Source organism: Microvirga calopogonii (genome assembly GCF_003347665.1).
Lineage (GTDB): Bacteria > Pseudomonadota > Alphaproteobacteria > Rhizobiales > Beijerinckiaceae > Microvirga > Microvirga calopogonii.
Genome location: NZ_QDGA01000056.1, coordinates 1 through 21,240 on the forward strand (window position 1 = coordinate 1; position 21,240 = coordinate 21,240).

General features: G+C 57.6%; 15 protein-coding genes and 1 pseudogene. 4 read left to right on the forward strand and 12 right to left on the reverse strand.

Annotation, left to right across the window (positions count from 1 at the left end; translation table 11 throughout):
* Both DDF70_RS25380 and DDF70_RS25385 read right to left on the reverse strand, forming a co-directional pair.
* Positions 1–299: transposase (locus tag DDF70_RS25380; RefSeq protein ID WP_162820654.1), on the reverse strand; the 299-nt coding region annotated here is incomplete at its 3' end.
* 130 nt (positions 300–429) lie between these two features.
* Positions 430–2,040 (reverse strand): DEAD/DEAH box helicase, encoded by a 1,611-nt coding sequence (locus DDF70_RS25385; RefSeq protein WP_114947556.1) that lies wholly within the window; start codon positions 2,038–2,040, stop codon positions 430–432.
* A gap of 429 nt (positions 2,041–2,469) precedes the next feature.
* Here DDF70_RS25385 and DDF70_RS25390 point away from each other — a divergent pair, with 429 nt between their 5' ends.
* Positions 2,470–3,432: a hypothetical protein gene (locus DDF70_RS25390; protein ID WP_162820655.1), complete on the forward strand. Its 963-nt coding sequence runs from the start codon at positions 2,470–2,472 to the stop codon at positions 3,430–3,432.
* A 287-nt stretch (positions 3,433–3,719) separates the two neighbouring features.
* On the opposite strand, the gene DDF70_RS25395 is transcribed toward DDF70_RS25390, so the two are convergent.
* Positions 3,720–5,297, reverse strand: a complete 1,578-nt coding sequence (locus DDF70_RS25395; protein ID WP_114947558.1) for a hypothetical protein — start codon at positions 5,295–5,297, stop codon at positions 3,720–3,722.
* Between the two features lie 51 nt (positions 5,298–5,348).
* Between DDF70_RS25395 and DDF70_RS25400 the strand changes: the two are divergent.
* Both DDF70_RS25400 and DDF70_RS25405 read left to right on the forward strand, forming a co-directional pair.
* Positions 5,349–6,695 (forward strand): annotated as a pseudogene (locus DDF70_RS25400) (IS5 family transposase).
* 463 nt (positions 6,696–7,158) lie between these two features.
* A complete protein-coding gene (locus DDF70_RS25405) occupies positions 7,159–7,980 on the forward strand; it encodes an IS5 family transposase (RefSeq protein WP_114947559.1) in 822 nt (273 codons plus the stop codon).
* 474 nt (positions 7,981–8,454) lie between these two features.
* Here DDF70_RS25405 and DDF70_RS25410 read toward each other — a convergent pair whose 3' ends face one another.
* From DDF70_RS25410 to DDF70_RS25430, 5 genes are all read right to left on the reverse strand, one after another.
* Positions 8,455–9,267: an outer membrane protein gene (locus DDF70_RS25410; RefSeq protein WP_114947560.1), complete on the reverse strand. Its 813-nt coding sequence runs from the start codon at positions 9,265–9,267 to the stop codon at positions 8,455–8,457.
* 159 nt (positions 9,268–9,426) lie between these two features.
* Positions 9,427–9,921 (reverse strand): hypothetical protein, encoded by a 495-nt coding sequence (locus DDF70_RS25415; RefSeq protein WP_114947561.1) that lies wholly within the window; start codon positions 9,919–9,921, stop codon positions 9,427–9,429.
* A 68-nt stretch (positions 9,922–9,989) separates the two neighbouring features.
* Positions 9,990–16,133: an Eco57I restriction-modification methylase domain-containing protein gene (locus tag DDF70_RS25420; protein WP_205772473.1), complete on the reverse strand. Its 6,144-nt coding sequence runs from the start codon at positions 16,131–16,133 to the stop codon at positions 9,990–9,992.
* A gap of 200 nt (positions 16,134–16,333) precedes the next feature.
* Positions 16,334–16,681 (reverse strand): hypothetical protein, encoded by a 348-nt coding sequence (locus tag DDF70_RS25425; RefSeq protein WP_114947563.1) that lies wholly within the window; start codon positions 16,679–16,681, stop codon positions 16,334–16,336.
* Between the two features lie 297 nt (positions 16,682–16,978).
* Complete coding sequence (locus DDF70_RS25430) at positions 16,979–17,257, reverse strand: hypothetical protein (protein WP_114947564.1); 279 nt, start codon at positions 17,255–17,257, stop codon at positions 16,979–16,981.
* Between the two features lie 174 nt (positions 17,258–17,431).
* On the opposite strand from DDF70_RS25430, the gene DDF70_RS25435 reads away from it, so the two are divergent.
* On the forward strand, positions 17,432–18,064 hold the full coding sequence (locus tag DDF70_RS25435; RefSeq protein WP_114947565.1) for a hypothetical protein: 633 nt from the start codon (positions 17,432–17,434) through the stop codon (positions 18,062–18,064).
* A gap of 9 nt (positions 18,065–18,073) precedes the next feature.
* Here DDF70_RS25435 and DDF70_RS25440 read toward each other — a convergent pair whose 3' ends face one another.
* The 4 genes from DDF70_RS25440 to DDF70_RS25455 all read right to left on the reverse strand — a co-directional run bounded on the left by DDF70_RS25440 (position 18,074) and on the right by DDF70_RS25455 (position 21,192).
* Complete coding sequence (locus DDF70_RS25440; RefSeq protein WP_162820656.1) at positions 18,074–18,412, reverse strand: hypothetical protein; 339 nt, start codon at positions 18,410–18,412, stop codon at positions 18,074–18,076.
* Between the two features lie 10 nt (positions 18,413–18,422).
* Complete coding sequence (locus DDF70_RS25445) at positions 18,423–19,376, reverse strand: adenine nucleotide alpha hydrolase family protein (protein WP_205772474.1); 954 nt, start codon at positions 19,374–19,376, stop codon at positions 18,423–18,425.
* Between the two features lie 506 nt (positions 19,377–19,882).
* Complete coding sequence (locus DDF70_RS25450; protein WP_114947567.1) at positions 19,883–20,200, reverse strand: hypothetical protein; 318 nt, start codon at positions 20,198–20,200, stop codon at positions 19,883–19,885.
* A gap of 44 nt (positions 20,201–20,244) precedes the next feature.
* On the reverse strand, positions 20,245–21,192 hold the full coding sequence (locus DDF70_RS25455; protein WP_114947568.1) for a helix-turn-helix transcriptional regulator: 948 nt from the start codon (positions 21,190–21,192) through the stop codon (positions 20,245–20,247).
* Positions 21,193–21,240 lie beyond the last annotated feature (48 nt).

Genomic DNA, 21,240 nt, shown 5'->3' on the forward strand with positions numbered 1-21,240 from the left:
CGCACGATGGTGGAGTCGAACATCTGCACCAGGTGAGCGGTCCCGCTCAGCGCCGCCAGGGCCTCGAAGAACGCTTCGAACACGCCGGCCCGGCTCAAGCGCCAGAACCGCTTCCAGACCGAGTTCCAATTGCCGAAACAGGAGGGCAGTGCCCGCCAGGTGATGTTGTGGACTGTGAAATAGTGCAGCGCCTCCAGGAAGCGGCGGTCATTGCGGCCCTTGGGACCTCGCCGGGAACACGAGGCGGAAAACACCCGCAGCACCATCGTCCAGTCGTCCTCCGTCATTCCTGTCAGCATGGTCGAGCCTCCTGAAGCCGACCTGCCATGAATCATCGCCCGACTGATTTGGGAATCTACCTACCCGTTGCTCGGCCCAATCCGTCCACACGGCCTAGGAGGGCGTTGTCGCCCTCCTGAACCACTCAATTCATCTTGCAACAGCTTGTGCGTTCCTGGCGTACTGGACCTGCAAGCGGGTAAAGGTCATCAGCGATCCCCTGGACTCCTTGAAACTGTCGATGAGGATCTTAGTCATCTTCCGGGTCCGTTTCCCGTCACCCTTGTCGACGCGGGTAGATTCAAGAACCGTGAACAGAGAGATGTTCCGGCGGACGGCTTCATGGCCAATCTTGGAAAGATCGATCCTTGTGACGGTGCTGGGGCGAGCAGGTTTGATGTCACGGACCTGTCCCTGCGTACGCCCAACAGTGTTCTCGGTTTTTTCATACAAAAGGTATGAGCGTGAACCCGGCGGGCGAACGGCGAACAGGCTCTTGTCCCCAGTATGGAGCCCAAGAACCTCCGTTTGGTCGCTCTCTTTCGACAGCCGGCGCCATGGGCGATACTTGCTCGCATTCGGACCTTCTACGACATAGGCCTCGATCTCAATGTAATCCTCCATCCGCCCATGAAGGACGGTCGAGGCTCCCATATCGATTACCAGGCACTCCTTCTTATCGAAGGTCACAGCCCCGGAACCGTCTCGTTCCGTGTGGGCTCTCATGCCGCGACCTTCCATTTGCTGCTTTTCGGCGCGACTGGTGATCTCTTTTGCATTGAGGATACAGGCAGTCTTTGTCTCGTCCACACCCTCGATCAGCATATCGACACTGCAAAGAACCTGAACCGCACCTCGGCGATAATCGCTGAAAGCCTTGTCGATCTTAGTGGGGCGTAGCTTCGAGTGGACGGTCTCGGAAGCGAAACCAGCATCCTTGAAGGCTTTAGCTAGTCGTTCCGCATCTTCGATGGTGCCGGCGTAGGCGAAGGTCGGCATCGCAGGGCCACCCTCCTTAGCCCATGCCTGGACGCACCGCTTATGATAGTCCGCCGGCCGGTTGTTCCGGATATGGCTTTGTATGCCGGACTGTGTTTCGACCGGGTTTGTCGGATCGATGTATTTGCTTACTGCCGCCTCAATCGAGGATCCGTCCTTGAGCGCAACATACGGGGTGACCGTCCGGGTCGGAACGATCGCACCTATCTTCAGGGCTTCTTGGTAGGACACCCGCAGGAGTTTTGCATTCGCTAGATCCGGATGAAGTTCCTTGCCGTCGGGGCGCTCGTGGGTAGCAGTTGCACCCATGACCACTAAGTCAGGATTGATGGCCCGAGCCGCGTTGATAATAGCGGAGTGCTGGGAGTCGGTGCTCTCACTTGCATGATGGCATTCGTCGACAACCAAGAGGTCATAGGGTTTCAAAGACCGGATGTTGGCCATCACCGTCTCTGGGAGTGCGTAGACAATCTGCCCGGTCTGATCGAGCTTTCCGTCAATGCCGAGCGAGGTGCTCTTATGCCCCAGGCTCTCCGCACGCCGTTTGTTCTGCTGCGCGACCGCAATCAGGTCCTGCATGACGAGGATGTTGGCTTCGGGCTTCCGCTGGAGCGTCTTGTTGATGACGTCCGTGAACATGTTGGTCTTGCCGGACCCTGTAGGCGAAACGACCAGGACATTCTGGCCGGTGGCCAAGAGTTCCGAGGCCTGGGTGGTCACGCGATCTTGCATCGCCTGCCTGAGTTCGTGATCAACGGGCATCAGAGAATCCGAAACTGGGAGTTTGGGAGCCAAACGCAACTACGATTCCTGACCATACCATTAAAATCGGCGATCCTGAACTGTAAAGCGTAAATATGTGTTTTTATTTCGGCTTCTGTGGTAGAAACCGCCAGTTCATAGGAGTGGTCAATGACACGAAGGAAACCACACGCTGAAGGTTTTGGGGTTAAGGCTGACAGGCATTTGGATGGGCCGTCAGCGCATCAGAACCCCCACGGCCGGGCCGATGATTCGAGAACACGTGGGGCTGGCCCCCGGCAGGAGCGGAGTTCCCGGCGTGACGGCGACGACGGTATCGGAGATGTCGCTAACTCGTTTCTGCGTCGGGGTGAGCGAAACGACAAAATTGCCGGGTTCGCGGAAGGTGCGGCCCGGTTCGGCGCCTATGCGGGCCTTGCGTATGGGACCATGGAGCTCGTTGTCCTCGCCCGCCGGGCTATGGTCAAATACCTGACCGGGACCGATCCGGACTCGCCTCAGGCGGCAGAAAGCGCGAAGGCCGCGGGACTTGCCCCTCAGAAGGGAGAGTGGTCCGAGAAAATCGTCCGGCTGGATCAACCCGGCATGGAGCAGGCGAACGGGAAGCTTGCGGGCGTGGCCGGAGCCGTCGGGATCAATCTTCCTGGCCAGACCCAAGCAGAGGGCGGCCGGCCTGTAGCCGAAGGTAAGATCTCCGACCTGGAACCGACCGATACGAAGATCTTCACCCTTGGGCATCGGGATCCAGGGAGCAGGGAGGATCAAAGTGTCATCGCGCTTTCGACCGGCGCCGGCCGGGAAACGATATCGGCCTATTCCCAGAGCACGGAAGACGGACTGGTTCGCAAGCGCAATTTCGTGAGCGAGCTGCCCGAAGGGTCCGTTAAGTTGGAAGAGGGGCGGGTGGATCTGTCCTCTCAGGCTGACAAGGCTCTCCAGATCGGAAGCAAAGCAATGGGTGAGGGCTCGCTGGAACAAATCGTCGGCGTCGGGAACCATGAAACTGACGTGATGACGATGCTCAACAAGGACGGGCGCGTCACCAAAGAGGCGCGGTTTTCCGGTCGGGACGGGCAAGGAGCCGTCGAGATTTCTGAGGGTCGCGCTGTCTTCTCGCAACTGGACGGTAACGGTAAGCCTATTTCGAGCCGCGAGTTGAAGGATCCGGGTATATCAGTGTCAACGGAAACCGGAGTAGAAACCCTTCCACGGAGTGTCGTTCACCAGATTGGAGCTTTCGCTGCCGATCCCTCTAAATTCCCGGCGGGTATGGAGCCAACGGGGGTGGATAAGGTTCTGGGGCAGGCCAGAGCGATGAACTCCACTCCACTTGATGTGAACATCGACATCGGGCGTGCTGCGCCCATCCGTGACTTGGGAAGGTCACTCTAGAGCATCGGACTTAAAGATGGATCCACAACACCCGAGCCCTCTCCGTTCCGTTGGGCAGAGTGGGAACCGGGCGGGTCCGACAAAGCGGTCGATGCTCTAGTTCACGCAGTCCAAAGAGTGTGCCCAGCCTTCTTGGCTGGGCACGTTCGCATCCGGACCAACGTCGATCTACAAGTGTTGGCGCCAATTCTACGGATACCTTGCTTCTATGAGTTCGCCGCAATTTCTCAATCACTTGGAAGACTGATCGCAGCGACAGTTCGGCTACGGCCCTTGCGATCCGGGCTTCATCCGTTCTTCAATGACGCAGGACACTTCGTGAGTTGTTCTATTTGGCTCCGGGTAATGTTCGGATTATTTATCGTATATTTGTTTCGCTGGAGCTTTAGTATCGATATTTGACCAGGCTTGTTTGTGGATTTCGTCCCAATGTATTTTATATCTATACCAGCGCTGATCAATGAGAGCGCGACCTTTTTCAGGTCTGAGACCCGTGTATTTGGTCCGCAGATTAGGGCATTCGAAAGCGCTTTCGAATGTTCTGGCCCAACATAATCGACTTTGGTGTACTCGATCGAATTTTGCTCAAGAACATCGGTGACTCTTTGTCTGTCAGCGGGCTTTACATAATAGGCGACGAGCTTGTTTCCGGTATCGGGCCTTAGGTCAGTAGTCGCGGGTTGGGAAGTTGCCGGTGACAGACCAGCAGCTTTGGCAGCCTCAGTAGCCTCATCGCCATACACCACCTTTGACGTGAATGGTGGGTCATCGCCAACATAGGTCAGGACCACTGTGGGCTTCGCATACGGGATGTCCTTCTCCTTCCCTACTGACCGTGTCAGAACCCACTTGTTTTTGAGAACCGGAATCGCATCCATTTTTGGGAGCTTCGATGCCTTCATTACGATAGCCTGCGCCTTGCCTGCAGGCGAGTTTGGATCGATTTGGGTCCACTTCCCTACGTATTGGTTAGGGTCAAGCTTGCTTGTATCGACTCTCGGCTTTCCATTCTGATCGTAGAGGATCTTGCCTTTAGCGTCACGAGCCCATGACGTCTTTGACACGCAGTCAAGATCACGGGCGGATATGCATTGTACCGTGTCATAAGCATCTTTGGCTTCCGGTGAGTAAGCCTTGAGTCTGTCGGTCCCTCCCTGAACCAGTACCGCTCCTGCGGATTTGAGAAAGCCATCCTTTATCGCTTGCTCATCACCGCCCGCGGCGGCAACTGAGATGCCACCTGCAGCGCCTGCCATAGCAGCTTTCTTGAGAACCTCCCCGGTGGTGCCGGTTGGCATTTGGCCGATTGACGAACCAGTTTGGGAGGTCACTGCGGCTAATAACCCGGCTCGGATCGCCATGTCTGCATTGCCAGTGCTCCGGTAGGTTTGCCATGCAGCATAGGCTGCGGCACCGCCGGGACCACCATAAACAGCGGCTGCTGTCCCAGCCGCTGTGTTGATGACTGTGCTCTCCTGCGTTGCTTTAGCAAAGTTTTCTTCGCTCGATTTGAGTGGCTCGGTGCCGTAACCCCACATGGCATCGACAACTTTTCCATCGCGCAATCGCTTTTCGGCATTCTTTGCCGCGTCAAGCTGCGCTCTCAGTTGGTTTTGCGCAAAATTGGCCGCTGCCTTGCCAGCATCAACTGCGTCGGAAAAACTGCGTTTTGCTTGATCACCTACGTCGCGCCAGGCTTTAACATAAGTCGCGATGGTATCACCGGCGGCCTTGTAAACCGTGGTTATACTGTCTTCACCCGCTTTCTTAAGCGTGGTGAATAGGTCGCCATTCGCTTTCTTTAGTCGGCCCTGAACAACCCACAACTTGTTGAAGCTGAAGGATTCTTTGTCGTCGCGAAGCATTGTAAAATGCCGGTTTCTGGGAAGTGGCCCACTCAAAACCGGTGTTTTGCCATGGGACCCAAGCCGACGATGCCGAGTTCCGGCGATCTCTACCGCAGCCGTCTGGATCAGATCCTTGATAAGCGTCACGAGCTCGTTCGCCTGGCGGGTTTGATCGACTGGGACGGCTTCGACCAGGCGTTCGGCCGCTTCTATCGTCCGCTCGGACGGCCCGCCAAGCCGACCCGGCTGATGGTGGGGCTGTCGTATCTGCAGCATACCTTCAACCTGTCCGATGAAGCCGTGGTGCGGCGCTGGATCGAGAACCCGTACTGGCAGTGGTTCTGCGGCTGCGAGTACTTCCAACATGAGCTGCCGTGCGATCCGAGCTCGCTGACGCGCTGGCGCAAGCGGCTCGGGCCCGAGGGACTGGAGACGCTGCTTTCCGCCACGATCCAGGCTGGGCTGGAGAGCGGCACTGTGCGGCCCTCCAGCCTGGAGCGGATCAGTGTCGACACCACCGTGCAGCCGAAGGCGATCACCTATCCCACCGACGCCAAGCTGTACCTGAAAGCCTTGCAGGCTCTGGTGCGGCAGGCCAAGCGGCATGGCCTCACGCTGCGGCAGGCCCACACGCGCTTGGCCAAACGCGCCGCCGTGCAGGTCGGTCGCTATGCCCATGCCCGGCAGATGCGACGCATGCGGCGCGAGTTGAAGCGGCTGAAGACCTATTTGGGTCGGGTCTACCGCGATGTCGCCAGGAAAGTCACAGGCGATGAGGTTCTCTCACGCCGGTTTGCTCCTCTGCTCGGCCTCATCGAGCGTCTTCTGACGCAGGAGCGCACGAGCAAGAACAAGCTCTACAGCCTGCACGCACCGGAGGTGGTGTGCATCACCAAGGGCAAGGCGCATCGGCCGTACGAATTTGGCTCCAAGGTCGCGCTGGCGGTAACCAATCGGGAAGGCTTCGTGCTCGCGTCCAAGGCGCTGGAGGGCAACCCGTATGACGGCCACACGCTCCGCACGACGATGGATCAGGTCGTGGCCTTGAGTGGGGTTGAGCCAGATCGCATTTACGTCGACCAAGGCTATCGCGGGCATGACTATGCGCACAAGGAGCGTGTGTTCATTGCCCGCTAGCGGCGGGGGCTCACACCCACGATCAGACGGGAGCTGCGACGCCGGTCGGCGATCGAGCCGATGATCGGGCACATGAAGGCGGACGGGCGGCTGGGACGCAATCACCTGCTCGGAGCCGCCGGCGATGCGATCAACGCGCTCCTCGTGGCTGCCGGACATAACCTGCGGCTGGTCCTGAACTGGCTCAGGCTTCTTGTCGCTTGGTTCCTGGCAGCCCCGATGGGTTCATTCGCGCCATCGGATACTGCCCACGAACCCTGGAATCCAATGGCAGCCTGATCAAACGGCATTGTTCAGGGCCGACTCTTTAATGTCTCAACCGTATCACCGGTCGCCTTTTGGATCGTTGTCAGCGTATCTTCGCCGAGTTTGTCGACCTTTTCCTGAAGCGGTTTCGGTAACGGTACTGGAGTGACGGGAAGCACCGAGTTAGGTTTCGTGGCGCCAGGAATGGGAATTGAGACAGTGCAGCCGACTCGTGGAGTACAGATACACTTGTGAAATATTGGGTCACATTGTTCATCCTGACAATCTGGACAAGTAGCAGCGGCTGACGTCGCGAACAGCATCGGTAGGAGCGTGACGAACCCGATCGAAGAGCAGCGAGAAAGTGACATCGGTGATCTCCCTTAGGTTACCTATGTTTTACCCCTGCTTATTACGTGTTTACTGCGCGCTAAGTGCCCGTTTGAGAATGTCGCACGGGGTCGGATTGGGGTAGTCTCGAGCCCACATGAGGCGGATGTGGACCAAAGAACATCGGGAGCGCCAGAAGGATTTTGAGCGGCGGCGCTACCCCACCGACCTGACCGACGAGGAATGGCAGCGCATCCAACCTATCCTGCCCGAGCCCGCCCGGCGTGGCCGCAAGCCCAAGGTGGACCTGCGTGAGATCCTCAATGCCATCCGCTATCTCGCCCGGACCGGCTGCGGCTGGCGCATGCTGCCGCATGAGTTCGGGCCGTGGCAAACAGTGTACTGGTGGTTCCGGCGCTTTGTCCGCCGCCTGCTGTTCCAGACCCTGCACGATGTCGCCCTCATGCTCGACCGCGAGCAGGCGGGTCGGGAGGCGAGCCCAACGGCTGGCGTGATCGACAGCCAGACGGTCAAAGCCCCGTCAGCCCCGGGCGGAGGCGGCTATGACGCGGCCAAGAAGATCAAGGGCCGCAAGCGGCACATTGCGGTCGACACGGACGGGCGCCTGCTCATGGTCAACCTCACGACGGCCGATGTGCAGGATGCCCAAGGCGCGGAGCAGATCATCCAGGCGGTGCGTCAGCGCTGGCCGTGGCTCAAGCACCTGTTTGCGGATGGGGCTTATGACCGTGGACGGCTGATGAGCGAGGCGGCTTACCGGGATTTCGTGATCGAGATCGTGCGCAAGCTGCCCGACCAGCAGGGCTTTCAACCGTTGCCGCGCCGATGGGTGGTTGAAAGAACGTTCGGTTGGATGATGCGCTGGCGCCGGTTGGTGCGGGACTACGAGGAGCGCTGCGACGTCTCGGACGCCATGATCGGGGTGGCCATGAGCAGCCTCATGCTCCGCCGCATCGCTCACCCGTAGCAATTCTCAAACGGGCTCTAAGTTTTGCCAGAACTGCGTCTCCAAAGCTTTGTCTACTCAGCGAATGGGTTCATGCTTGACTACACTATTGAGATCATGGCGCAACTATAACTTCGTACACCCGCTCATCAGATCATTTGTATTCAACAACCAACTCATAAACTGTCGCGATACTTAATGAACATGATTGGCGGACAGCCTGGATCGATTAGTATCTTCCGACAGGAATAGGCTCTAGCAATATAAGTACGTCACACGAAGTTAACATCCTTACTGGGTCTGCATCGGGATGTGTTCTGCGGGATACCTACTTTGCGGTATTTGAAGCCATTCGTTGCCTCCCGAACTCTATACATGGGAATATACACGCTTTTTGGATAAGATCATAATCATCAGTGGTGTTAATGCGAACACGAAAAAGGCCCGGTGCAAAACACCGGGCCTTCTCTTTTCCTCAGAGGGGGCGTCTGAGGATCAGAACTTGTAATTCAGGCCAGCGCGCAAGACCGTGAACTTGTTGTCGGCCTTCGCAGTGAAGGTGTCTTCAGCGAGGATGGCGGTGTCACCGGTGTAAGCGCCAGCAACCTTCGTGTCCTCAAGGTCCACATAAAGGCCCTCGAGCCGAGCGGTCAGGTTGTTGGTGATCGCGTACTCAGCGCCGGCACCCAGGGTCCAGCCGAACTTCGTGTCGGAGTCCTTGCCGCTCCAGATCTCGGTGCGTCCGAGGCGCGGGAGGGTCAGGGTGTCAGTTGCCGAGACATCGACCGAACCGTAGGCAAGACCGCCGGTCGCATAGACGAGGAAGCGGTCGACCGGAACGAAGCCGATGCGGGCGCGGACTGTGCCGAACCATTCGAGCTCAGAGCGGAACTCGAGAGACTCGTTGACGAAGGCGGAATCCAGGGCGCCAAAGGACCGAATTTCCTGGTCTGCATAGTTGATGTCGGCTTCGGCGCCGACCACGAACTTGCCGAACTGATAGTTGTAGCCGACCTGTGCGCCGCCCGTGAAACCGTCGCCGCCCGTCGTGTTGAAGCCGCCAAAGGCAGCGTCGTTGAAGAAGAAGCCTTCGGAGCCCGAAACCGTCACGTCGTCGCTGTTGGTCCAGCCGTAGCCGGCGTTCACGCCAGCGTAGAAGCCGGTCCAGTTGTATCCGGAGCCGACGGCCGTGAGAGCCGGAACCGGGACGGGCTGCGACGTGAAAGGAAGATCCGCAGCGGCAGCGGGCATAGCCAACATCGCCATGGCAGCGCAGGCAGCGAGCGAAAGGAAGGAACGATAACGCATGTCAACCTCAGTTTGACTGTTGGAGGAGATGATCCGGCTTATGGGTGCCGGGATAGCAACTGCGGGAATTTGTTGTGCAGCTGACTATGTTGAGCGTTCAGTGAACGCATTTTCGGGGTTTTCAGATTGTCTCTGGCAATTTCCTATTGGGAGATAAGATCATGCTGTTCCAAGGACGTTACGCGCAGCGACAATCCGTTCGTGCTCACGGACAGCGAGCCACCGAGAGGTGAAGACAAAAGTATGCATAAGAAGGATACCGACGGCGAAAGCCGCCGGCATTTTGAACCCGTAGGGTGTGGCAGCGAGAATGAACGTCAGCCCATAGAAGGCTCTGTTCTGGTAGAATTCCGCGCTCCGGCGAATGCGCTTGAGCACGTCCATTTTGCTTCCTTCTATCTTCGCCGCCATCCGGCTTTGAAGGTAACAGGCGCGCCATGCCCGATAGATTTCCTGCTTCCAGGTGATCCGCTCCAAACCTACGAGTTGGAGAAAGACGCGGCGCTCCGGGGAGCGAAGCATTCCGGCCAGCGCTAGGAGAGCGAGGATGCTCAGTGTGAGCCAACCCGCCAGACCGACGAGATTGAGGACGAGCAGCAGTGCGAGTGCCACCCGTTCCTCAATTGCAGCCGAGACGGTCCTGTCGTCAACCATCGATGTACTCATGTTACGATTCGCAAACTCCCGCTCGCCGGATTTGCACTCTATATCAGCATTCCGAATTAAAGTGCATACCCAACTGCCATCTGGGTAAACGCCAGGTCATCATTGGCAGGCTGCGGCGGCTCCTCGAACTGGTTGAGGTCCGATGAGGCTAAAGGGGCGACTTGGGCATCCTCCTCGATGCCGTCTTGAACTGCCTCGTCCTCGGATCCGATTTGATCCTGTTCCGGCTCCTCGGTTTCATTCGCTTCGTCGGCGGCAGCTGCTTCTGCGGCCTTTTCAGCGGCCAACTCTTCCTCAAGTGCACTGAGTTCAGCCAGCTTTTCGAGAAGCACCGCTTCTTCGGCGAACGGAACGCCAAGGCGGTTCCTGATCTGCTCGATCTTGCGCTGGTTGCGCTGGATCTCGTCCTCGTGGCGGTAGAGGAGACGTTCCAAACCACCAACCTGGTTCAATCCACGGGTTGCGATGCCACCCGGAGCAAGGTCCTGGTCGAACGGATACGTAAGGATCGGATCTGGATCACCGGGGAGATCCATATAGATTTCCGCGCTGTATTTTGTGAAGTTGGTCGCGCGGATGCCCACGAACACGATATTGAAGCCGGCGAGGTTGCCGATTTCGCGGTTACCGACTGTCTGTCGGTTCACATGCTGTGCAACGGCCTTGATGATCGCGTTGCCGAACGCCTCGCGCTTGTCATAGGCGAGTCCTTCCACGATGCCGTTGAACTCTCCGGCGGGCACAGGCTGACGCTGTTTGATGGCTTCCCGGACGATCTCGACCGTCGAGGTTGACGACTCAATGGTCTTCTCGGCCCAGCGCCTTTCACTGCGGAGTTTTCCCTGTTCGGAGTTGTGGGCCTGGCGGAGACGCTCAAGGCGTTCCACGTCCGCCCTCAGGCCCGCAACACGCATGTAACGTTCGTCACCGGACGCCAAGGCGGCTGCCATCTGGAAGGCGGAGGCCTCGGAGACGTCATCCATGCTGCGGATCGTATCGTCGCCGTTCATGGCTTGCTCGATGAAGCGTGCCTTTCGGGCGTTCATGCCCCACATCGTGGAGTCATAAGAGCCCTTTGTCGCATAGGCACGGATACGTACTGAGCTATTCTGATTGCCTTGACGCTCAATACGACCCTCGCGCTGCTGCACTGAGGCCGGGAACCACGGCGCATCCAGGTGGAAGAGGTCATAGAGGCGCTTCTGGACGTTTACCCCAGTCTCCATATCCTTTCCGCCGATGAGGATGCGCTTCTTGCCTTCGCGCATCTCTGCGAACAGCCGTTCCTTCTTGGCATGCTGCTTGTGATCGCGCATGAACGCGATGTGTTCCGGGCGGACTCCACCTTCAACCAGACGATGCTGAATCCGGGCTTTCATGTCGAACCCGCGATTGATCGCCGATTGCTCACCCAGGCCAATGTCCGTGAAGATGATCGAGGTTGCGCCCTTCAGCGGCTCAGGTTTCTTGGTCAACGGATCGAAGAACTCGAAGTCGGCGGTCTCATGATAGGCGTCGATCGCGTCACTGAGCATCCGATTGAGCTTGCTGTCCGGGTCAGCCGGCCAATTCGGATCGACGAAGCGCATGTCGATGGCCGAAAAGCGCCCGTCAGCGATCACGGTCAGGATAATGTCGTCGCCCTTCTTGGGGGCGCCGGAGCGGTTGCGGATCGCCTTGATGCGGGCTTCGAGCTCTTTCTGATACTCTTTATAGCCAGTGGGGACTGGCGTCACGACGATCTGTCGTTGACCACCCTCAATGAGGGGTCGTTCCACCAGTTCACCGAGCTGCTTGCAGGACAGAATGTCCATGAAGCTACGAACGCGGCGCATAAGCTCCGGTACGTTGTAGAACTTGGCGAAGCGGCTCACGATCTCATAGCCGCCAGCTGCGTTCTGTTCGAATCCGGCAACAATGTCGCCGTATTGAGCCGCCCAGGCATCGAAACTGCCCAGTCCATCAGCCTCCAACTGAGCGGGCTGGAAGAAGCGCTGCACGGTAAACAATTCACCCATGGTGTTGGTGATGGCGGTGCCGGAAGCCATGACGATCGCGCGGCCCTTGTTGCTGCGGCGCAGGAAGTCGACCTTCATGAAGAGGTCGAGAGCGCGTTGCGAGCCGGCAGGGTCGATGCCCTTGATGTTGCCTTGGTTCGTTGCGAAGTCGAGCTTCCGGAATTCATGTGCCTCGTCCACGTTGATGAAATCGACGCCGAGCTCTTCGAAGGTCAGCACCTGGTCCTTCTTGTCCGATGCGAGGCGCGCCTCCAGCCGGCGCTCAAGGGCTTCGATGCGCCGCTCAATCTGCTTGCGGGTGCGGCGATCCGAACTGTCAACATCCTGCAACAGCCACTCCCACTCGCGGATCTGGTCGTCGATGAATTCCTTGTAGAATTCATTGCTCATGCCGATCCGCCCGAACGCAGAGTGGGTGATGACGATAGCATCCGGGTTGTTCAACGCAGCCATGGCCAGGAACCGCCGGCGGTTGTGGGTATGGAAGTTGTATTCGTCGGCCACCAGAATGTTCGCGGCAGGATAGATCTCGAGGAATTCCCGCGAGAACTGAGCGAGCATGTGGTTGGGGACTACGAACATTGGCTTCGAGATGAGCCCGAGACGCTTCTGTTCCATCGACCCAGCGATCATTTCGAAGGTCTTGCCCGCACCAACAGAGTGCGCCAGGTACACGTCACCCTGCTGAATGATCCGCCAGACAGCTCGCTTCTGGTGGGCGTAGGGCGAGAACCGAAGCGAAAGGCCCGGAAGGGTCAGGTGCGAGCCGTCGAAGACACGCGGGGCGATGTTGTTGAAGTTCTCGTTATAGTAGGAAACGAGACGCTCCGTGCGGTCAGCATCAGTCCAGAGCCACTTCTGGAATGCCTCGCGCATCTTTGTTGCGATATCGTTCGCCTTCTCGGTGGCTTCCACGTTGACGGTCGAGGAGCCGTCCTCATGACGATCTACGATCTTGATCTGCTTGCTGTTCAGTAGGGCTTGCAGAACGTCTGAGGATTCCATCCGGTCGAACGACCATTCAGACACCGCGTGATGATGGCAGGTGACGGTCCAGGAGCCGAGTGAAGCGGTATAGGCGACCTTCATCCGGTCGCCGATGACCTCTTGGGCGAACTCTTCGATGTCGGTGGTGGGGATCCAGTTCGCGCCGAGGCGAACCATGATGTCCGAAGCGGCGAGTTGCTTCGGCTGGACCTCCATGAGGGCCTCGACGTTCCGCTTATAGCTCGGGTCCAAGTTGCAGGCGGCCATCGCGTCCTTCAGCTTCTGGACCACGTTCCCCGACAGGTACTCGTCCGCCATGACCCATTGACAGCCGGCGGGATCCTTGAAGATCGAGGTGCCAAGATCAGCAATCACCTCATCGCGGCTCAGTTGAGCAAGGCGGGCCACATCGTCGATGTCGAGGCGGCCGAGACGGTTCAGGGATACGAACAGCGCATCCTGGGTCGTGTTGATGGCGGGCTCCTGGTCCCGCTTGAGCACCCGGCCCTGAAGCACCGGCCCGCGGCGGATTTCCCCGTCCTCGGCGATGGTTTCCAATGCATACGCAAGCGCGCCCTCGGCATCGATCCGGATCAGGGGATCGTCCTTGAAGCGCTTGGTTTCGGTAACGGTGCCGTCGGGATTCGACCGTTCGATCACGGTGTATTGGAGAATCCGGCCATGGGATTTGACGAATGAGTCATAGGTCTCGTTGAGGCGAGCCAGCGAAAACTCCCAGTTGCCGTCATTGAGCTGGTCGGCCTGGGCCTTCTTCAGGGCGTCGCGGAGCTTGATATAGCCTTTCAGCCAGAAGAGCTCACTCGGGCGCAGATCGATAGCCTTCCCAGACGAGTTGAAACGCTGCGTCAGCGGCTGACCGATGCCGTTCTCGAACTGCATGACGGTCCCGTCGTCAGAGAGGTACAGACCCCCGACTTTCCGGTTGCTCGGGTCGAGGTCGATAGTCGGACCGTTAGCCGCGCACGAGGCGATCGACGAGGTTTTCGGGCGCCGGGCGTAGATGCCCTCCGGCAGGGTCAGGATAGCGGTGTCGAAGGCATCCTCGATGGTGACGTCGGGAAGGGGATCCACTGAATACTCAACCGCCCGGTGCATCGAGCCGCTGACGCTGTGGCGGCCCAGGACCATTTCCGGATTCGCGACGAAATACTCATTTATCTCAAAGTCGTAGCCCTCGACTGCGATCTTGGAGGTCTCCATCCAATCGCTCAGGTGGAGAACCGGCTCGCCGACGGCTTCCCCGCGCTCGTTCGTGCGGTACAGGGCGGCGCCCATGCTGGTCCGGCGAACCTTCTCGCCAGTCATGCGCTTGCGCAGGAAGAGAACGTCGGTCACCACTTGGGTGCCTGCGTTCTCCTTGAAGGCGGTCTGGGGCAGACGAATGGCCGCCACAAGGTCGGCACGCTCGGCCATGTAGCGGCGGGCCTTGTCGTTCTTCTTGTCCATCGTACCCTTGCTGGTGATCAGGACAACGATGCCGCCCTCGCGGACGCGATCGATGGTCTTGGCGATGAAGTAGTCGTGCAGGAGGAAGGACTGCTTCTTGTACTCCGGATCGTTCAAAACTTTCGTTGAGCTGAACGGCGGGTTTCCGATGGCGGCGTCGAAAAAGTCTCGCGGCAGGGCCGTCTTGGCGTAGTCGCCCGTGATGATATGGCTGCGGGGGTAGAGGAGACGGGCGATAGAGGCCGAAACCGCATCGTATTCGATGCCGGTGTAGGTGCTGGCCGCAGCCATATCCTCGGGCATGAGGCCATTGAAGAGGCCGATACCCATACCCGGCTCAAGGATCGAGCCACCAGTGAAGCCCAGGCGCTGCATGCCCTTGAAGATCGAGGTGATCACCGCCTCACTGGTATAGTGGGCATATTGGGTGGTGCGCTTGGCCTCCTGGTACTCGTCGTCCGACAGGAGTGCCTTCAAGCGGTCCGATAGCTGGTACCAGTCGTGCCGGTAGCCGACGCCGAACATGCCGTTGGCGATCTCGCTGGCACCCCAGCCGGTGTATTTGGTGAGGAGAGACTTCTCCTCGTCCGTGGCGTCGCGCCCGTCCGCAGTGATGGCCTTGGCGAGTTCGATGATATCGATGTTTCGCTTGGCGGTTTCCTTCCAAGACCCCTGGCGCTTCAGTTCCCCAGGCTGGATCCGATAGTTGCGACGTCCATCAAGCTCGGCTTCCGGGGTGATCGAAACGAGGTCAGTAGCTTCGATCACCGTATCGATGACGACGTCACCGAGGAATGGATCGGCATTGTCCGTGGACGGCTCGACGAGAGCCTCCGGTGTGGCAACCTCTACCTCGGAAGCCCGGATTTCATCCGATAGAGCGGGAGCCTCTTCAGGGGTGGCAGTGATATCGGGGTGCTCGACCTGCGGAAGGACTGGCTGGGGCTCGGTAACGATCTCGATCCGCTGGGCGGCCGGAACATTCTCATTCGCCGATGCAAGCTGTTTTACAGCCTCCAGGTCCTGAGGCTTTACGAGGCCGCGCTGGATCTTGAGGGCACCCTTCTCGTCAACGCCGACCAGGGTGCCGGAGACTGCAATCCATTCGCCCGGGATTGTTACGGTGGTCAGAGGGGTGGCGAGTGACAGTTCGGGGGAGCGGTAGGGGATCATATCCCAAGCGGCGTCGGGAGTGCTTCCGGTTGAAACCCACTTCCAGCCTTCCGCCTTGACCTGGCCGGATATGGCGTTGAGTTTCCGTGAGGCGAGCTGAACCAGCAGGGAAGGATCGGAGACGGTGCCGTTGCCCGGTTCGCCGAAAAGATCATGCTGAACGAAGCCGCCGGCCGCCTTATAGGCATCGAGGCCGACGAACCCGACGAGCCGGTGTCCCTCGGAAATGCCCATGGGGCTCAGGGTGAGCCGGATCTGGTCGGGCTCGGCCGCCCATTCGTTGAGGGCATGGAAGATGACCTTTTCCTGGGCCTTGAAGTCGGAAGTAATGCTCAAGGCTTCGATCTGCTCCAGATCGAGGTGACCCTGGCGGAACAGGGCGATGATCTGGGGAGCAACCGTCGTGAGCTGTACGCGGGAGCGAGCCTCTTTGAGGCTGATACCGAACCGAGTGGCGATCTCGCTGATATTCACGCGCTTCGAGCGCGAGAATTCACGGCACTCGTCGATCTGATCCGCGAGGTTGATCGCGACAGTCGAAGCTTCTGACATCATGGACAATCTCATTCGTTTGGCTTTGGCCGAAGGCCGCTTGGCCGAAGCCAGCGTTTGGGGGTTTTGATGTGGGAAATTCCAACGTCTGACTTGGCTAAAATGAAAAAGGCCCAGGCGCTTAGCGCCCAGGCCTCTTCTCAATGCCGAAGTTATAATGGGTTCGTGAGGGATGGATCCGTCTAGGCCGGGAAATGAGGAGCCTAAGCCTCTGAGGGAGAGTTTTGCCTTGCGAGGGCAATCGCGGCCCGGACCTTGGCCAAGCATTTCTGGGCAAGGCTGTCCTCCTCAGGTTCTTCGGTGAGATCTGTCAGGAGGTTGTCGATCTCCTGTTCAGCATCTTCCAATGCCCTTAAGAGGACCGGCGCAGCTGCCATCTGGGTGGCAATCTGGCCAGAGGGTGTTTCTAAGGGCTCTAGGCCTTCGACCGGGTGATAGCGGACCTCAGCGACTATCAGGTCGCTATTGGGATCGCGAAGGGCGAACGTGTCGCCATTCCCCTCGATAATGAATCCCTGTTCGGAGAGGTCGATGGTGTTCCCGTCAGACATTGACGAACCGATCCAGCTTCAGCTTGCGAAAGCCATTGGGAGCACGGTCACCCTTTTGAAGGCTGGCCGAGACCCAGGTTCCTTTCGAGGTGGCTATCGCCTTCTCGACATACTGTTCGAAGGCTTCCGACGCGTCGGAAGCAGTCCGGATTTCCACAGTTTCCCGTGGGAGGGGCGTTTCCTCATTGCATAGACTGAAATGGATCGAGTTGAAGCCAGATCCATCTGATGAGGCGGGGTGACTGGATAAGATGAGTGTTGCCATAGGGGTGTACCGTCGCTCTAGTGGCCCGAAGATCAGACGTTGACGTAGCGCTCGAGCTTCAGGGCCTTGAACCCACGGGGAGCTCGGTCGCCCTTCTTGAGGTCACCGAAGGCGTGCGCTGGCTTACCGGCAGCGGTCGCATCCTCGCAGTAGGTTTCAAATGCGGCCTGGGCGTCGGCAGCAGATGTGATCGTTACCGACCGATCAGGGAACGGGATTGTCTCGGGAAGGCGGGCGAGGGCCGTACGAGGCGCACCGTGTGGTCCCTCTGCAGGGAAAGCCTGGAAAGTCTTCAGGATCAGGGTCGCCATGGGTCTGTTCTCCTTGTTCTGGGGATTAGATTCAATTCTGTCCGTTTCAGGATTGGCGGAAATCCTGCGGAATCGGGCGGATTTGTGCGGCTGGCGCCTTTTGGGCGAGGGGGCGCCGCATTATAGTGATTACAAAGTGCTTTTTATTTCGGTTTCGCAAATCAGGAGAGACTCTTGCGCTATTCCGTTTTGGCGACATTCGCCGTCGTCAGCATTGTTTCGACCGGAGCATTTGGCCAATGCCGACCAGTGCCCGTTCAGGTGAGCGTGCAGACTCCTGAGCCTCAGATCGTCCTAAGCTCAACTCCCGATGTAGCGGCCGCCGCATCGGCTCCGCACCAGCTTCAAACATTGGCGGGATGGCACATCAATGGACTGGCGCAAGCTCGCCCGAGTTACGATCTGAAGCTGCAGGGTGAGGTGACGAGGGATTGTTATCGGCCAAGAGCGGTTGCCGTGACCCTAGGCTTCAAGGAGCCGATCCAGGTATTTATTGCGTCGAAGTACCGGCCAGGGACGTGTGAATATGAGAACATCCGCCTGCATGAGATGCAGCATGTTCGGATTTACCGGAATTCGATCATGGTTTATGCGGGCCGGCTTCAGTTTGACATCAACAATGCCGTAGCCTCGCTGACTCCCCAACAGCTGAGTTCGGCGCAAGCCCAGCAATTGTCCTTTGATCGGATTGTTGAGGCTACGGCACGGGTGTTTGATCAAATGATGGAGCAGTCTCGGCGGTTGAATGCATCGCTCGACACAGTCGAAAACTACAGATACGAGCAGGCGCGCTGTAGGAACTGGTAGCGAGACGGATCAGGGATTTCCGCTATAGTTCTCGATGATAGCTGTAAAGGGTTGGGCAGAGCCCTCTCCGTCATCCCAAAACTCTCCCTGATCACTCACATTCGCGATGGAATTGCGAAGCATCGTCTGCTCGGCTGCGGATAGTCCAACCGGTATACGAGCAGGGAAAGTCTGCCCTTCGGTTGCTTTCGAGAGCCATTCGCGGGCTGCGTCCAGATCTTCATAGTCTGGAGAATTCTGCAACCCGTCGTCTTTGAGTATGTCGAGCATGCCTTCCATCATGGAGAGGATTGCCGTTGCTTCCTCTTCGGAGGTCAAGACGAGGAGCGGAGAGTCGATCTCTGACATTGACGTGCCCTTAAGCTGCTGCGGCAGGAGTGGCATCTTCGTTTGCTGCGGACGGCACTTCCATCCCAGCGTAGAGATTTGGCGTCGAGCCAGTTCGCATCAGGTCGCCGGAGGTCATATCGAAGAACTCAATCCAGCGGCGCATTTCGGGGCGCTCGGAAATATCTATGTTGGCAACGGAAGCCTGCCATGACATGAGGTGCTCTGGAGCCAATTCGACGATCATGCGGACTTCGTCCTCTGGCAAGAGGCCCTTGTCGATGATGTACTCCGTCATGGACCCCGGACGTGGCGTAGCACCTCGACAGCCCTTCACAGGCGTGCGCCAAAGCCCGTCAACCGCCTTGAGCCGCGGCTTTGCCCTTGCTTCCATCAATACGATCCGCCGGAGGAGCGGCTTCTCGAGGTCATGGAGCTCATGAGCCTTTGTCACAGGGCAGAAGAAACAGGCGCTTTTGATCGGAACGGGAAGCCCAGCTTTTCGAATCCGCTGAATGCAGTCCTCTCGCCGCCAGCCAAGTTCCCTAAGAGGATATCTGTATTCGTATTTATTATCTGTGAATCCTTCACGCTCCCTATAGCGTTTCTGATCGGCTGGGCTACAATCATAGCCAATAAGCTTGATTACCTTGCCACCCGCAGCCCAACAACGTCGTGCAGGCTCCCAATTGTCAGCCCACTGATCTTGCGGCTGGATCTTCCATTTCTGAGAACAACTTCCATAACCAAACGTTTTCGATGGCAATGTACCATTCGTAAGACAATTTTCCTCTAATGTTCTATAAGGGGGAAAATTTTTATAGTTCTTCGGCTGGTATTTGACCACTATCAGAGGAACGCCGCGCTCCTCAAGCCACTGCTTGAAGATCGGCAGGTACTGGTAGGTTTGCGGGCGCTCACTGCCCGTATCAGCGAAGAGGGCGACGTCAACACGTTCGCCACGCTCCACCAATTCGATCAACATTGAAACACTATCCACGCCAAGCCCAAGGGCCGTGATTCTTTTAATAGCCGTATCGTCTCAATCTTGAGGTCTAGAGAATTACGACGATTCTATCTGGTCTCTCGCGGGTGCTAACTCGACGGTCCAACTTGGATTGTCTCACTGGCGTTGTCTCAAATTCAAAAGAAAAATATAAATTTGTGGATAACTGGCCGTGTAGCTGGAGCCAACAACGCAAGCGCATTGTCTACGCGAGGCGATCAGGGTTGCACGCACGGCAGTTCGGCGATGGTAGTTGACTTTTGCTTCTCTTGTTGGGCTTGCCTTCGATGCCAGAAGCGAGCCATAGCCAATTCGAGTGAGGCCATTTCTCCGGGGAGTTTGCGCATTGGCTACGTAGGCGATGCTGAGGCCACTCTGTTTTCCATCGCGGGGTTGTAGAAGGCAGCAAAGGCGGGCGAATAGGGCTGGTGCAGATAGAATTGGCTACCGAATGGCCTCAGCGCTGCTTGGGTTCCTGTGGGCCTTCACGCCAGCTTCTTCGCAGTCGGCAGGAAACCTAGGAGCACGTCCACATGCTCAATAGGCCCGAAATAGTTGGCTGACATGTCGCTCGGATCAAAGACCACTACCAAGTCATCTTTTGGGCTCAGGCCACGCACTGTCTTCTTGGAAAACTCCGGCGTTATGAGGCTGGATTGGACGAAGTAGAATGACGTGGGCTCGCCCCAGTAGGCGCCGCCCTCACCAGTGATGTTGTCTAACAGTTGATTATAGCGGTCTTGGTATGTCTTCCCCTCGACGGTACCATTCCCGATTCTGAAAGTAACACAATAAGTGAACATCTGCCCCCTCCCCGTATTGGCTATATGGGCTAACAAATGCGCAATCAACTAAGCTGAAAATCGGAAGGCATTGAGTTCTGCTTTCCCTTACTTGCTGCTTGGGATCGCGCTTGTAATCGCTCGAAGTTGATTTCTTCTCGATTGAGGAGAACAAGCGAGTGTCGCTTCGGGTCAACCTGATCTGGGTCTACATCGAGTGCTAGCTGCCACTCCAGATACTGCGACAGAGACAAGCGCGTGCAGAACTCTAGGCGACCGTTCGTCATACCATAATCAATCTCAACGGTACGCCTGCGCGCTTTATCGAGTTTGGGGTTTGGAGCTAGCAGGAGTGTAACCTCACGATGCCATTCGATGTCTTCCTGTGGATCAATTCCAGAAGGTCGACTCTCGCTGATCTCTAGCATTCGCGTTAGAACAAAGTCTCTGAAATCATTGTGGCGATGGCACCAGGCGCGAGCATGCCAGCGAGTGCCATCAAAAGCGAGCCCGTGCGGCGAGATCCACCGCCAGTTAGGCTCAATAGCGGAAGCTGACTGGTACTTAATCTGAACTGAGCGATGCATTCTGACTGCATCAACGATTGCCTTCACGATTCCTATGGTGACTTGCCTGAGCGATGGTTGCTGCACGGTGGCATAGTCTGGAATGTGACCTAACCAAGACTCGGCCTGCTGGGTAAGCCCGGCGGAGAGCAAACGCAACTGAGCAAGGTATCGCTCACCAGAGGGCTCAAAGATCTGAGGTGTGAACGTATTCGTGGCAAAGTACGCCTTGGCATTCCGATCATAGACCAAGTTCCCTGGCGCGAGTTCTTGGTAACGAGCCAGATCGGTTGAAGCTTGTGGGACCGAGATGCCGAAGTGGCGCACGAGGTCGCTGCGGTTGATCCTCCCCTCCCAAAACAATCTAAACTCGATGAACTCAAGGCGTGTCTCCACGCTCCAGCGAATACGCTCTTTCGATGGGGTGTCATGCTCCAGGTCGTTCATATTCACCCCGTCTCCTATCCGTATATAAACAATATCAATCAAGTCTCT

What these genes read in the sequence shown, in the direction of transcription:
- DDF70_RS25415 (WP_114947561.1), bottom strand. Translation starts at nt 9,921, where the DNA reads ATGGTTGACGACAGGACCGTCTCGGCTGCAATTGAGGAACGGGTGGCA.
- DDF70_RS25395 (WP_114947558.1), bottom strand. Translation starts at nt 5,297, where the DNA reads ATGCTTCGCGACGACAAAGAATCCTTCAGCTTCAACAAGTTGTGGGTT.
- DDF70_RS25450 (WP_114947567.1), bottom strand. Translation starts at nt 20,200, where the DNA reads ATGTTCACTTATTGTGTTACTTTCAGAATCGGGAATGGTACCGTCGAG.
- DDF70_RS25410 (WP_114947560.1), bottom strand. Translation starts at nt 9,267, where the DNA reads ATGCGTTATCGTTCCTTCCTTTCGCTCGCTGCCTGCGCTGCCATGGCG.
- DDF70_RS25385 (WP_114947556.1), bottom strand. Translation starts at nt 2,040, where the DNA reads ATGCCCGTTGATCACGAACTCAGGCAGGCGATGCAAGATCGCGTGACC.
- DDF70_RS25420 (WP_205772473.1), bottom strand. Translation starts at nt 16,133, where the DNA reads ATGATGTCAGAAGCTTCGACTGTCGCGATCAACCTCGCGGATCAGATC.
- DDF70_RS25445 (WP_205772474.1), bottom strand. Translation starts at nt 19,376, where the DNA reads ATGTTGATCGAATTGGTGGAGCGTGGCGAACGTGTTGACGTCGCCCTC.
- DDF70_RS25440 (WP_162820656.1), bottom strand. Translation starts at nt 18,412, where the DNA reads ATGTCAGAGATCGACTCTCCGCTCCTCGTCTTGACCTCCGAAGAGGAA.
- DDF70_RS25425 (WP_114947563.1), bottom strand. Translation starts at nt 16,681, where the DNA reads ATGTCTGACGGGAACACCATCGACCTCTCCGAACAGGGATTCATTATC.
- DDF70_RS25455 (WP_114947568.1), bottom strand. Translation starts at nt 21,192, where the DNA reads ATGAACGACCTGGAGCATGACACCCCATCGAAAGAGCGTATTCGCTGG.
- DDF70_RS25390 (WP_162820655.1), top strand. Translation starts at nt 2,470, where the DNA reads ATGGAGCTCGTTGTCCTCGCCCGCCGGGCTATGGTCAAATACCTGACC.
- DDF70_RS25430 (WP_114947564.1), bottom strand. Translation starts at nt 17,257, where the DNA reads ATGGCGACCCTGATCCTGAAGACTTTCCAGGCTTTCCCTGCAGAGGGA.
- DDF70_RS25405 (WP_114947559.1), top strand. Translation starts at nt 7,159, where the DNA reads ATGTGGACCAAAGAACATCGGGAGCGCCAGAAGGATTTTGAGCGGCGG.